Source organism: Glutamicibacter sp. B1 (genome assembly GCF_039602135.1).
Classification (GTDB): Bacteria; Actinomycetota; Actinomycetes; order Actinomycetales; family Micrococcaceae; genus Glutamicibacter; species Glutamicibacter ectropisis.
Window position 1 is genome coordinate 3,337,272 of sequence record NZ_CP125942.1, and the last position, 13,196, is coordinate 3,350,467.

Sequence of the window (13,196 nt, forward strand, 5' to 3'; positions counted from 1 at the left end):
CTTAACCTATGGCCGATATTGTTGTGTCCATTCGTTTTGGAGCATGGCATAGGAATACCCATCCAACCATTGGCCACTGCGGTGCAGACCGCTGGCTTTTTGATGGGATTCTCGGCGCATTCCCACGCGTTCCATGAGCTTGAAAGACGGCACGTTGGCGGTGAAGCATTCGGCCACGACCCGGCGTAATTTCAGATCTTCAAAACAAATCCGCAACACTTCGCTCACCGCTTCGGTAGCGTAGCCCTGTCCAGCAAATTCCGGGTCAAAACTCCAACCGAGTTCGGCTTCTACCGCTTAAGTCTGCTCGACTACCTCGCGTTGGCCCCACGCATCCTTGATGTACAGCATCACCGTTCCGATCAGCCGCGGGCCCTGCGCGGTTTCGATCTGAACAGCAATGTCACGGTCAATTTTTCCTGACTCAAGAAATTGTGTTTTGTAGGTTTCGAAATCTTCGGGTGCGGCGGTGATCCATTCAGAGACCTCGGGCAATTTGCGATAACTCCAGGTGGCTTCTAGGTCTTGTTCAACTAATCTGCGCAGGGTCAGCCGTGCTGTGGTGATCGGCCAGCGAACTTCGGCCAAGGAAGCAGTCATGATCGCATCATATCGAAACTTCGGCGCGATTATGACGGCTCAAGGCTAGCAATTTCCCGCTTACTTGACAGCTAAATAAAGAATATTTTTAGTGGTTATTTTCCGCCTAATGCCCCAGTCAACAGCTAGCTGACGCAAAGCCGCAGGCTAATTCACAAAAAATTGGGCTCAAAATTTCCCACAAAGTGACACAGCTGACAGTAATTGGATTTGCTTTCATTAGATCAGATAAGGCTAAGCTAATTAACAGATCATTCGCTCGCGCAACCAACGAAGGTTGCCATAACACGAAGGAAACCATGGCCTCCATGAAGCTTCGCGCTGCAGCTCTTCTTAGCATTGCCGCCCTGTCCCTGACCGCTTGCGGTTCCAACACCGATACCGCGGCAGATGACAACGCGCAGGACGCCAAGACCGTCACCTTCACCGACAATGACGGCGAAAAGAGCGTCCAGGTACCAGCCAAGTCAGTGGTTGCCACCGACAACCGCACCTTTGAGACCCTGGACGAGTGGGGCATCAAGCTCTCGGCAGGTGCCGTATCGCTCATGCCAGACACCATTTCCTACACCAAGGACAAGGACATCCTTGACCTGGGCAGCCACAAGGAACCAAACCTTGAGTCCGTGGTCACCGTAGATCCAGACCTGATCATCAACGGTCAGCGCTACACCCAGCACGCCGACAAGTTCAAGGAACTGGCTCCTAACGCCACCGTTGTTTCGCTTGACCCACGTGACGGCGAACCATTCAACACCGAGTTGGAGCGTCAGGTCACCACCCTGGGCGAAATCTTCGAAAAGCAGGACGAAGCCAAGAAGTTGGTTGACGACTTCGAAGCAGCCCAGAAGCGCGTCACCGATGCCTACAACACCGAGGACACCGTCATGGGTCTGATCGCTTCCGGCGGCGAGCTGGGTTACTCGGCACCAAGCACCGGCCGCACCGTTGGCCCAATGTTCGACTTCCTGAACCTGACCCCAGCACTGGAAATCGAAGATTCCTCCACCGACCACGAGGGTGACGACGTCTCGGTTGAGGCCATCGCCAAGTCCAACCCAGACTGGATCATCGTCATGGACCGCGATGCAGCCGTAGCCGCCGATGGTGCAGACTACAAGCCAGCCAAGGACCTACTGGAGAACTCCGAAGCACTGCAGAACGTGACCGCTTCGAAGGAAGGCCACGTTGTGGTCATGCCAGCTGATACCTACACCAACGAAGGTATCCAGACCTACACCGAATTCCTCAACGAATTCGCTGATGCTCTGGAAGCAGCCAAGTAATAAATATGCATTGCCCTCAGTTTTAGTGGCGACGCCGGATTCCGGCGTCGCCACTAAAACTGTTTTTCCACCACACTTTTTCACGGCGGCACCATGACAACCACGACCACACCGGTCAGGGCCAATTCCAAGGTCTTCACCGGCAAACTCGCCCTAGGCATTCTCGGAGTCCTCATACTCCTGGCCTTCTCACTCTTCACCGGCGTTTACGACATTTTTGGCAATGACGACGGCGCGCAAATGTTCGCCATCACCCGCATTCCACGCACCATTGCACTGGTACTCGCTGGAGCGGCCATGGCCATGAGTGGGCTGGTCATGCAATTGCTCACCCAAAACCGTTTCGTCGAGCCCACCACCACCGGCACCACAGAATGGGCCGGACTGGGGCTACTGACCATGCTGGTCCTATTCCCCAGCGCCAGCCTGCTGGCAAAAATGGGAGTGGCGATCACCTTTGCCTTTATCGGCACCATGGTCTTCTTCCTCTTCTTACAACGCGTTTCCCTCAAGGCCTCGCTGACCGTCCCGATTGTCGGCATCATGCTTGGCTCGGTGGTCGGCGCCTTCTCCACCTTCTTCGCGTTGAGTACCGATAAGCTGCAGTCCTTGGGGATCTGGCTGGCTGGTTCCTTCACCTCAGTGATCCGCGGCCAGTACGAAGTGTTGTGGATTGTCGCACTCGTCGCCGTGGCAATCTACATCGTCGCCGACCGTTTCACAGTCGCCGGTCTCGGCGAAGAAATCGCCACCAACGTGGGGCTGAACTACCGACGTGTCATGCTCTTGGGCACCGCCCTGATCGCCATCGCCACCGGCGTGGTCACCGTGGTCATTGGCAACCTGCCGTTCTTGGGTCTGATCGTTCCAAACATCGTCTCCTTGGTCCGCGGTGATGACCTGCGCAGCAACCTGCCGTGGGTGTGCCTGCTGGGTATCGCCATCACCACCGTCTGTGACCTTGTGGGCCGCACGATCATCATGCCCTTCGAGGTTCCGGTCTCCCTGATCCTCGGCGTCCTGGGTGCGATCGTCTTCATTTTCCTTCTGTTGAGGCAGCGTAAAGTTGGCTAATCTCATGACTACTCCCGTGACCTCAACGCACCATCAGGGGCGCTCTGCCGGTCCTCTCCCCACCGCCAAAATCCGCAAACGCTACTGGGTAACCCTCGGGATTCTAATTGCGCTGGCAGTGCTTTTCGCCTTTGGTTTGCTGGCTTGGGATAACCCCATGCCGGTGGGTTCCACCGGCTTCTGGGTGATCGCCAAACTGCGCGCCAGCAACATCTTGACCATGGTGATCGTGGCCCTGTGCCAATCTATTGCCACCGTTGCTTTCCAAACGGTCACAAATAACCGCATCATCACCCCGTCCATCATGGGCTTTGAATCCCTCTACCGGGTGGTGCAGACCGGGGCGGTCTTCTTCCTGGGCGTCGCTGGCATTACCTTCTTCACCGGGGTCGGCCAGTTCGTTTTGCAGGTGGCCCTCATGGTGGGTCTTTCCGTGGCTTTGTACGGATGGCTGTTGTCGGGCAAGCTCGGCAATATTCAGATCATGCTGCTGGTGGGCATCATCATCGGTACCGGTCTGGGCTCGGTATCAACCTTCATGCAGCGCCTGCTGACCCCCAGCGAATTTGATGTGCTCACCGCGCGCCTCTTCGGTTCGATGGCCAATGCGGATCTGAGCTATATGCCGGTTGCCATCCCACTGGTAATCATTGCCGGTGGCTATTTGGTGCTGTCCTCAAAGAAGATGAATATCCTCGCCCTGGGCAAGGAAACCACCATCAATCTGGGGATCAACCACCGCCGCGAAGTCATGAAGACCCTCTTCTTTGTGTCCATTTTGATGGCGGTCACTACCGCGCTGATTGGCCCGTTGACCTTCTTAGGCTTCCTCGTTGCGACCCTCGCCTACCAGCTCGCCGACACGTACGACCACCGCTATATTTACCCGATGTCATTCCTCGTCGGATTTGTTGTGTTGGCCGGGGCCTACTTCATCATGAAAAACCTGTTCTACGCCCAGGGCGTGGTGGGCATCATCATCGAAGCCGTGGGCGGCATTACCTTCTTGATCTTCATCCTGCGAAAGGGCCGACTGTGATTACCCTCAACGCTGTCAGCAAAAAGTACAGTTCTACCGTGGCCATCGGCCCGGTGACCCTAGAAATCCCCACCGGAGGCCTGACCGCGCTGGTCGGCCCCAACGGCGCCGGTAAATCCACCATGCTTACCATGGTGGGTCGCCTACTGGGCATTGACGAGGGAAGCATCGAAGTCTCGGGCTACGACGTCACCAAAACCAATTCCAAAGATCTGGCCAAGATCGTCTCGATCCTGCGCCAGGAAAACCACTTCGTCACCCGACTGACCGTGCGTCAGCTGGTGGGCTTCGGACGTTTCCCCCACTCCAAGGGACGACTGAACCAGCAGGATGAAGAAATCATCTCGCGGTCCATCGACTTCCTGGATCTGGTTGAATTGGAAGGCCGCTACCTCGATGAGCTTTCCGGTGGACAGCGCCAGCGCGCCTACGTGGCCATGGTGTTGGCGCAGGACACCGATACCGTTCTCTTAGATGAACCGCTGAACAATCTGGACATGAAGCACTCGGTCATCATGATGCAGCACCTGAAGCGTGCGGCCCAAGAGCTGAATCGCACCATCGTGATCGTGTTGCACGACATCAACTTCGCCGGTCACTATGCCGACTACATTTGCGCCATGAAGCACGGCAAGGTCGTTCAGTTTGGTACCCCGGAACAGATCATGCAAGATGAGATCCTTACCGAAGTATTTGAGACGCCGGTAAATGTGGTCCCAGGTCCCAATGGTCCTTTGGCGGTGTACTACTAAGGCTCAAAAGGCTGGTGCTCTAAGCTAGACCCGAATATAGAAGGACACTAGTGAACAGCACACTCTTAAACACCGGATGGCCCATGTGGGTCATGCTGGCAATAGTGGTCGGCGCCACGGGGATTATTACCAGTCGCTTCTTGGACCTGTCGGCGAAGAAGATCTTCTCGGCAGCAGGGCGCGCCCTGATTCAGCTGATTCTCATTGCCCTGATCATCAGTCAGGTCTCCACCTCGTGGATACTGACCATCGCACTGTTGCTCTTGATGCTGGGGGTCGCAGTATTCACCTCCACCCAACGCATAGAAACGGTGCGTTGGTGGGTCCCGGCCAGTGTCATCTTCGGTGGCGTCGCACCGGTGGTGGAACTCATGTTTGGCTTCGGGGTACTTCCGGTGACCCCACTGGCCGTCATTGCCGTCATCGGTCAACTCATCGGTGGCACAATGAGTGCGACAAACTTGGCAGGTCGACGGATCGAACAGGAGCTGAGCCAGCGCGCTGGTGAAGTCGAAGCCGCCCTGGCCTTGGGCTTCCCCGAGAACGCAGCCCGCAATCTAGTGGGCCGTCCAGTTGCTGCCGAAGCGCTTCTTCCCGGTTTGGACCAAACCAGGACTGTGGGCACAGTGACTCTTCCCGGGGCCTTTGTTGGTTTGGTCCTTGGTGGCGCCAGCCCACTAGAAGCGGGCCTAGTGCAGTTGGTTGTGCTCATTAACCTGCTCGCTGTCCAGGCGATTGCGGTGAGCCTTCTCGCGATGATGATTGAACGGAAAATTGGCGTGCGCGCCTAGCTTTACTTTCGAAGGGTGGTTTCTATCGATCATTGCCACACCCTAAACGATCAGGAGTTACAACGATCGTTAGAGCTGGACCACTAGATGAGAAGGATCAAGGGCGAAACTTACGAAGCTACGACCGGCCAACACCTTGGTGCCATACCCGCTCCCAGATGATAAGGATTGGGTCTAGGCTCAAGGACGCTGCCTCGTCCTAACAAAATATAGGCATGTATAAGTTCTTGTTATACGCCACTATATATTCACATACACGGGCAAGGCGTCGCTCCAACATGAGCTCACGCGCAATCCAGAGACCGTGCCAACTTCCAAAGTAGATTCGAAGCTGTGCACTAGCAGGTTTCGAGAAAATGTAGTCGCGTAAAGCCATCACTACACGCGACCACATTTTCCGTACGGTTTGTTTTCTAGCCCTTAAGCGAAGCACCGCCACAAATGGTCATCACCTGGCCGGTGATCGATTTGCCATGCTCCCCAGCCAAAAACAACACCAGCGCGGCCACATCGGCAGGATCCACCAACGCACCCAACGGCGGGGTAACCGGTGGAACTCCGGCACGTCGTGGATCCACCATCATCGGGGTGTCCGTCGGGCCCGGGGCTACCACATTGCAGGTGATCCCCCGCGGCGCCAGCTCCATGGCCCAACTACGCGATAGCCCAACAAGGGCCGACTTGGTCGCAGCATATTGGCTCTTTCCGGCAACACCACTCATGGTGCGACTACCAATCAGCACGATGCGCGAACCATCGCCCATCGTTGGTGCCAGCGCATTAACCAGCACCATGGGAGCCTGCACGTGAACCGCGTGCATACCTGCCAAATCCTTGGCCTTGAGCTCCCCCAAAGATCCTGTAGCCATGAAGCCCGCGGCATGAACCAATAGATCTGGAGTCGCCACTTGCTTGGCAACATCTTGAACTTGATTCAAATCGCCTAAGTCAACGTTTCGCCAACTAAACCGGGCATTGTCGATTCCGGGTTCTCGACGGCTCAGACCCGTAACCTCATAGCCAGCATCAAGCAAGGCAAGAGCGATCGCTTCTCCAATGCCTGAACTGACACCGGTCACCAGTGCGCTAGGCATCAGCGTCCACCTCCTGGGCACTAACCCATGACGGATCAATGCGGACGTACTTAATCGCCTGACGGAAATAGGTGTAAGCCAGGTGCAATGCCCCATCGGCACCCTCATGGATGGAAGGGTAGGAGAACTCTCGGTTCAGACCCTCGCGAGAGTTATTGGACAGGCAATAACCATCGCCTACTTCAAGGTTCCGACGGTGTGGCCAACTGTGGCCATTGTCCGTTGAGATCGCCACCGTCAGCGGTGCACGCGGGGTGCCCCAGAAGGCTTTGCGTACACCAGTATCTTCAGTAGCTACCGGTTCAAAGACCACCGGGCCATCAACGTTGGAGTCGAGTCCTTCATCATCAATCTCGTCATACAGAGATAGACGTCGTTCGGTCTGTTCATCGGCTTGAGAGTGGTTATAAATCAACGCCAGGCGTCCATCTTTCATGGAAACGAACTGAATCGATGAATTGTTATTCGGCAATTCGGTCGGCTCCGGCACGCTCCAACTCACCCCACCGTCTTCAGAACGCGAGACATAAATCCAGTCAGCCCAACGGCTGCGATAGAGTGCCAGCAGAGTGCCGTCGGCGAGCGCCGCAATGTTCATGTGCACACAACCGGTGGACCCCTCAATAATTTGTTCGTCCCAGGTTGCTCCGCCGTCGGTTGAGACCATCAGCGCGGAGTCATCAAAGTCTCCCACCCACTTTTGTCCCGGAACGGTGGCACAGCGGAAGACCGGCACAAACAGCCGACCATCAACCTCTACCGGTGGCTGACGGACAAAAACACCGCCGTGCTCGGTAGCGGCAAACAGAGTCTGCGGTTCTGACCAGGTGTTGCCATCGTCCATGGAAATACGACGGCGCACTTCTGAGGTGTCTTGGTTTCCGGCATGCTGGGCGGTGTAAAGCAGCCATAATTCTTCACCGTGACGGTAAAGAATCGGGTTCTGCTCCGAACGAGTGCTATCGAAGGACAACTGCTGTGCCGCTGACCAATTTTCTGCCCACTCTCCCTCGGACAAACGCTGCAAGGTGGAGAAGTAGATGCTGATATCCGCTACTCCTTCTTGGGTTCCGCCAAACCAGACACAACCCAGGTTTCCGTTACCCAGGGTCATCAAGTTGGCTGCGTGCGATTGCACTGTAGGTGCTGGCAGGTAGGCGTAGGCTAGCGGCCCGTCCTGATGGACCTGCCCGTCGGTGGTGATGGTGGAGAATTCGGTCAACGACATTGTCTGTTTCCTTGCTGTCTCGTTGGGTGGCTAGGAGCGAGCCTGCTGCAGGTGGGCTGCTGCCGTTGCTTCCAAATGGGTCAGGTCCGAAGCCACCGTGGCAAAGGTGTAGCCCTCGCCCAAGCGTTGCTGGGCCAAGTCACCGTTGGCATTGTGGATACCGGCGGCGATGCCGGCTTGTGTTGCTGCCGCGCTGACTCGCTTCAGAGCTGCTTCAAATTCATCCTTGATGGCAGGATCGCCGGGGAAAGCGGCACCGATGGCTAGGGCAAGGTCGCTGGGACCTACATACAGTCCGTCTAGCCCTTCAACGGCAGCGATTTCTTCGACGTTCTCCAGGCCGCCGGGGGTCTCGATCATGGCGAAGACCATCGTGGTGGCATCTGATTCTGCCGGGACAGGGCCCACACGTAGCGCAGAGCGCATTGGTCCGTAGGAGCGGATTCCGTGAGGTGGGTACTTGGCGTATTTCACCGCATCGGCGGCGTCTTGGGCATCATTGACCAGTGGCACAATCACTGCGACAGCGCCAGCATCCAATGCCTTACCAATGGCGGTGGCATTGTTGGCTTCTACACGCACCACACCGGAGGCCTGGCCTGAAGCGTCAATGGCCATCAGCCCGGTGAGCATACCGTTATAACCAATTAGGCCGTGCTGTGCGTCGAGGGCAACGTAGTCGTAGCCCAGGCGGGCGATGCGTTCGGTGGATACGGGTGAATCTAGCACTACCCAGTAGCCGACGGCCGGTTCACGGTCACGGATCTTACGGGCAAATTCGGTGGCAACTGCTGAAGTCATGGGGTGGGTTCTCTTTCTGTTTAGCGGTTGTAAGCAGGCATTGGGCCGTGCAGCGAAGCGGTGGCTGCGGCGGCGTGATCAGCGAGGGATTGTTCCAATGGCCCCTTGGCGATGGCGGCAATATTGGATTCCAGCTGGCTGGCTTTGGAGCCACCAAGCAGGAGGGAGTCAACACCCTGGTGGTAGGCCAGCCAGCGCAGGGACAACTCGATCAGGGTGATGCCGGCGTCCTTGGCCAGTGCTGTCAGTTCTTCGATGCCTTTGAAGAGGTCTTCATCCCAGTAGCGTTCGGTGTACATGCTGGCCAGTCGAGAGCTGCCGAAGCGTCCCTCTTGTGGTTGTTGCGCGAAACTGTGGCGTCCGGTGAGCAATCCACCACCGAGTGGGTTGTAGACCATGGTCTGCACCCCAGTAGCTTTCGCGAATGGCAAATACTCGGTTTCGATTCGTCGCGCCACCAAGTTGTACAACTGCTGCGCTACCACCGGCTGGGGTGCGCCCACGGATTCGGCAACGTGGCTGGCCTGAGCAATCTGCCAGGCTGCAAAGTTAGAAACACCCAAGGAGAGAATCTTGCCTTCTTGGTACAGCTTGGCAACTTCGCTTAGGGTGTCTTCCAACGAAGCAACGTAATCAGGCTGGTGGAGGTAGAACAGATCCAAACGGTCGGTGTTCAACCTTCGTAGCGACGCTTCAACGCTGCGGCGCAGAGCCGCCGGAGATAGTGGGGAATCCTCTCCGGCGTCAGCATGAGGCATCCCTGCCTTGGAGGCAAGGAACACTGAGTCGCGTTTGCCCTGAAGCAAGGTGGACAGCAGTTCTTCGGTAGCACCACCAACGTAAGCATTGGCGGTGTCGATGTGGGTAATCCCCGCGTCCAGAGCCACATTGAGCATTTCTTCGCTGGCTGCCGCGTCTGCGGTATCCCCGAAGGTCATCGTTCCTAGGACCAGTTGGGCCGGATTTTTCTCTTGCATCGTCTTTGTTTCCTCGTTCGTCAGTTGCTAATTCAGCTAGTCAGTCCGGCCAAGATGTGGCGTGGTTTCACGCCTTCCATCACGCTGGGGTCAAGGGCGGCCCGGCGAAGCCTACGCGTGTACTCTTCGGCAGGCGTGGTGAGCACTTGCTCGGTGGTGCCAAGCTCAACGAGCTTTCCACGTTGCATCACCATGACCCGTTGGCTAATTTCTTGCACCACACCCAGGTTGTGGGTGATGAAGACATAGGAGATCCCGGTGTCTTCCTGAATCTCGGAGAGTAATTTGAGTACCTGTGCTTGGACTGAGACATCCAGTGCGCTGGTAGCTTCGTCGCAGACGAGCAGTTCTGGTTTCGAGGCCAGTGCTCGGGCGATGCCAATACGTTGGCGTTGTCCACCGGAGAATTCATTGGCACGCTTATGCAACGCGGTTTCTGGCAGCCCTACCCGGTCCAAGAGTCGAAGCGCTTCCTTGGTGCGCTCACTTGGTGTTCCTTCTTTATGGATCCGCAGAGGTTCGGTGATGATCTGTTCAGCACTGTGGCTGGGATCCAATGAACCATAGGGATCTTGGAAGACCATTTGGAACTTGCGTCGCAAGGGACGTAGCTGCTTGTCATTGAGCGCTACCAGGTCGGTGCCATCGAGCAGGATCTGTCCGTGAGCCGGCTTGATCAGTCGCATGATGGATTTCGCGATGGTGGATTTACCACAACCGGATTCACCAACTACGGCTAGTGTTTCTCCACGCTGCACGTCGAAGGAAACATCATCGACGGCACGGAACACGCCATCACGTGTTGCATATTCAACGGTCAGGTTCTTAACCGACAAGAACGGTGCTTGCTGATTCATGATGCTCCCTTGGCAACCATCGAAGTTTCATCCCACTCACCGAGCCGAGGTACAGCCGAGAGCAGAGCGCGGGTATATTCTTCAGACGGTGCATCGACAATCTGCGCTGCCGGACCGGACTCAATGAATTTGCCAGACTTCATCACATGAATAGTGTCTGAAACTAGCCTTGCCACGCCAATATCGTGCGTAATCATCAAGACAGAAATCCCACGAGTCTGCTGTAGTTCCAACAACAAATCCAAGATTCCTGCCTGAACTGTGACGTCCAGGGCACTGGTTGGCTCATCGGCCACCAGTAGCTCTGGTTCGCTGGCTAGAGCAATAGCAATCAGCACACGCTGCAGCATGCCTCCGGAAAGCTGATGCGGGAACTTCTTCAGTTGCTCTTCAACCCGCGGAATGCGTACTTGTTCGAGCAGCTCCACGGCCTTGCTTTGCATCTGTTGTTTACCGGTAATACGTCCAGCAACCTTGATCGCTTCACGCAGTTGAGAACCAATGGTCGCCACCGGGTTCAGCGCAGTCATCGGGTCCTGCGGGATCAAAGCTAGGCCACGACCACGGAACTTCGTGATCGCCTTGGGGTTAGCTAAAACGTCTTCACCTTTGATCTTCACCTGACCAGATAACGCGGCCAGTCCCTGAGACAATAATTGAAGCAGTCCCATGGCGGTGGTGGACTTACCCGAGCCGGATTCGCCAATGATGGTGACCGTTTCGCCATGGCCAATTCGGAAGCTGACGTTATTGACGGCTTTGAAGATGCCGTTGTCGGTCATGAGTTCAACGGTGAAGTTTGAGACTTCGAGAACTGCGGTGTCTTGATCCTTCATCACTTACCCTCCTTCTTTGAAGAGCGGCGCAGGTTACCGTCACGCAAGGCATCACCCAGCAGGTTAACCCCGACCACCAGTACCACGATGAACAGACCTGGCAACGTGACCATCCACCACGAAGTGGTGATGTAGTCCTGACCATCAGAAATCAGGCGGCCCCAGGTGGAGAACGGACGCTGAGGTCCAGCTCCCAGGAAGGACAGGGCACTTTCTAGGAGCACTGCCTGTGCCAGCAAGAGCAGGATCACCAGGCTGGCCTGTTTGAAAACATTAGGGATCACGTGCTGAGCCAAGATACGCAGTTTGGGTAGACCCAAGGTCTTGGCCGCATCCACATACGGCTTTTCTCGTTCCACCAACACCAATGATCTGGTCAGTCGTGCGACTTCAGGCCATTGGGCGATGGCGATGACACCGGTAATCACTGGGATGGAAGGTCCGAATAGTGCCACCACGAGCAGCAACATCATCAGCAGTGGCAGTGACATTTGTGCTTCAAGCACACGGGAAATGATGACGTCGGCCCACTTGCCGTAGAACCCTGCAATGGATCCGAGGATCACACCGATGGCCCCGGAGACAACAACTGCCAGCACGCCGATCATCAGCGAGGTTTGACCGCCGAAGAGTACGCGGGCGAGCAAATCGCGTCCCAGCTGGTCGGTTCCAAATAGGTGCCCATCAACGAGCGGTGCTAAACGGCGGGCACCGAGATCCTGCATATTGGGGTCGGCAATGGGTAGGAGATTCGCCAGAGCGATCGGTACGACCACCACCAGGGTCAAGATGGTGCCCAGCCAGAGTTTGATCCGGGTTGAACGAGCCCGTCGAGCAGCCGAAGATTTCTTAAGCATCTGCTTGGTGACCGCTGAACTACGTGCGGATTGCGGTGCTTGTGTGGGGTTAGAAATTGTTGTGCTCATGCCGAAGCTGCCTTTCCGAGGCGGACCCGTGGGTCCAGCAGTGGGTAGGCCAGGTCGATCAATAGCTGAACCACCACGGCCAGCAGGGCGGTGATCAGCACGGTGGCCTGAATCAGGGGGTAATCGCGGGTTTCTAGAGCGCGGACGATCAGCGAACCCACACCGGGCCAGCCGAAGACTACTTCAACAACCACCACACCGTTGAGCATGGCAGCAAAGCGGGTACCCAGTGCGGTAAATACCGGAATTCCAGCATTTCCTAGAGCGTACTTCCAGGTCAGCACTCGTTCGCTGACGCCACGGGAACGTGCAATATTCAAGTAGGGTGCGTTGAAGTTGGTGACCATTTCACGTTTGACCATGCGTGAAACCAAAGCAATCTGCAGGATCGCAACGGTGATAGTCGGCAAGACGAGACCACCCCAAGTGGTGAAGCCAGAAGCTGGGAACAGTGGAATGAGCACCGAGAAACCGGTGAGCAGCATGATGCCTGTCCAGAAGTCAGGCATGGACTGTCCGGCGATGGTCAGCACGTTCACGCCAAGTTCGGCGTCCGTGTCTGAACGGCGTGCCATCCACATGCCCAGGGGAATGGCCACCAGGGCAGCCAACAAAATGGAACTGGTAGCCAGCGTCAATGTGTAGGGCAAGCGGTCCATCACTACCTGCACTGCAGGGGCCTGGAATGAATACGACTGGCCTAGGTGACCGGTGAACAACTGTCCGATGAAGATCACGTACTGCTGCAACAGTGGCTTATCCAAGCCAAATTGTTCTCGCACCGCGGCGAGCTGTTCATTGGTGGCCAGCGGGCCGGCGAAAGAGGCTGCCGGGTCACCCGGTGCCATACGGATCAGGAGGAAGACTACTGACACGGTGAGGAACACTGTCAGAAGTCCCTGCCCGATGCGTTTTGGAAGATAGGTCAACACAGC

Annotated in this window: 13 protein-coding genes and 1 pseudogene; 5 read left to right on the forward strand and 9 right to left on the reverse strand. The window is 56.3% G+C overall.

The genetic code is table 11. From position 1 onward, the window contains the following. Positions 1-6 precede the first annotated feature (6 nt). Positions 7-600, reverse strand: a pseudogene (locus QMQ05_RS15675) (GNAT family N-acetyltransferase). A gap of 299 nt (positions 601-899) precedes the next feature. Between QMQ05_RS15675 and QMQ05_RS15680 the strand changes: the two are divergent. From QMQ05_RS15680 to QMQ05_RS15700, 5 genes are all read left to right on the forward strand, one after another. Next, the gene (locus tag QMQ05_RS15680) at positions 900-1,886 is read left to right on the forward strand and encodes a siderophore ABC transporter substrate-binding protein (RefSeq protein ID WP_345471535.1); all 987 of its coding nucleotides are present in this window, start codon (positions 900-902) and stop codon (positions 1,884-1,886) included. 93 nt (positions 1,887-1,979) lie between these two features. Continuing rightward, positions 1,980-2,960 carry an ABC transporter permease gene (locus QMQ05_RS15685; RefSeq protein ID WP_345471537.1) on the forward strand — a complete coding sequence of 327 codons (981 nt, stop codon included), beginning with the start codon at positions 1,980-1,982 and terminating at the stop codon, positions 2,958-2,960. A 4-nt stretch (positions 2,961-2,964) separates the two neighbouring features. Further along, positions 2,965-3,999 (forward strand): iron chelate uptake ABC transporter family permease subunit, encoded by a 1,035-nt coding sequence (locus QMQ05_RS15690; protein ID WP_345471539.1) that lies wholly within the window; start codon positions 2,965-2,967, stop codon positions 3,997-3,999. Further along, a complete protein-coding gene (locus QMQ05_RS15695) occupies positions 3,996-4,751 on the forward strand; it encodes an iron ABC transporter ATP-binding protein (RefSeq protein ID WP_345471541.1) in 756 nt (251 codons plus the stop codon). Before QMQ05_RS15690 ends, QMQ05_RS15695 begins: the two co-directional genes overlap by 4 nt. A 50-nt stretch (positions 4,752-4,801) precedes the next feature. Next, positions 4,802-5,542 carry an ABC transporter permease gene (locus tag QMQ05_RS15700; protein ID WP_345471543.1) on the forward strand — a complete coding sequence of 247 codons (741 nt, stop codon included), beginning with the start codon at positions 4,802-4,804 and terminating at the stop codon, positions 5,540-5,542. A 413-nt stretch (positions 5,543-5,955) separates the two neighbouring features. Here QMQ05_RS15700 and QMQ05_RS15705 read toward each other — a convergent pair whose 3' ends face one another. From QMQ05_RS15705 to QMQ05_RS15740, 8 genes are read right to left on the reverse strand one after another with little or no spacing between them, the layout of a single operon-like run. After that, positions 5,956-6,636: an SDR family NAD(P)-dependent oxidoreductase gene (locus tag QMQ05_RS15705; protein WP_345471545.1), complete on the reverse strand. Its 681-nt coding sequence runs from the start codon at positions 6,634-6,636 to the stop codon at positions 5,956-5,958. Continuing rightward, positions 6,629-7,864: a sialidase family protein gene (locus QMQ05_RS15710; protein ID WP_345471547.1), complete on the reverse strand. Its 1,236-nt coding sequence runs from the start codon at positions 7,862-7,864 to the stop codon at positions 6,629-6,631. The genes QMQ05_RS15705 and QMQ05_RS15710 overlap by 8 nt, the downstream gene beginning before the upstream one ends. 30 nt (positions 7,865-7,894) lie before the next feature. After that, the gene (locus tag QMQ05_RS15715) at positions 7,895-8,665 is read right to left on the reverse strand and encodes an HpcH/HpaI aldolase family protein (protein ID WP_345471549.1); all 771 of its coding nucleotides are present in this window, start codon (positions 8,663-8,665) and stop codon (positions 7,895-7,897) included. 20 nt (positions 8,666-8,685) lie between these two features. Further along, positions 8,686-9,642, reverse strand: coding sequence for an aldo/keto reductase (locus QMQ05_RS15720; RefSeq protein ID WP_345471551.1), 957 nt, complete (start codon positions 9,640-9,642; stop codon positions 8,686-8,688). 32 nt (positions 9,643-9,674) lie between these two features. Further along, a complete protein-coding gene (locus tag QMQ05_RS15725; RefSeq protein ID WP_345471553.1) occupies positions 9,675-10,499 on the reverse strand; it encodes an ABC transporter ATP-binding protein in 825 nt (274 codons plus the stop codon). Next, on the reverse strand, positions 10,496-11,335 hold the full coding sequence (locus QMQ05_RS15730; RefSeq protein ID WP_345474788.1) for an ABC transporter ATP-binding protein: 840 nt from the start codon (positions 11,333-11,335) through the stop codon (positions 10,496-10,498). Before QMQ05_RS15730 ends, QMQ05_RS15725 begins: the two co-directional genes overlap by 4 nt. After that, entirely contained in the window at positions 11,335-12,261 is a 927-nt protein-coding gene (locus QMQ05_RS15735; RefSeq protein ID WP_345471555.1) for an ABC transporter permease, read from the reverse strand. Before QMQ05_RS15735 ends, QMQ05_RS15730 begins: the two co-directional genes overlap by 1 nt. After that, on the reverse strand, positions 12,258-13,193 hold the full coding sequence (locus QMQ05_RS15740; protein ID WP_058255856.1) for an ABC transporter permease: 936 nt from the start codon (positions 13,191-13,193) through the stop codon (positions 12,258-12,260). The genes QMQ05_RS15735 and QMQ05_RS15740 overlap by 4 nt, the downstream gene beginning before the upstream one ends. Between the last annotated feature and the right edge of the window lie 3 nt (positions 13,194-13,196).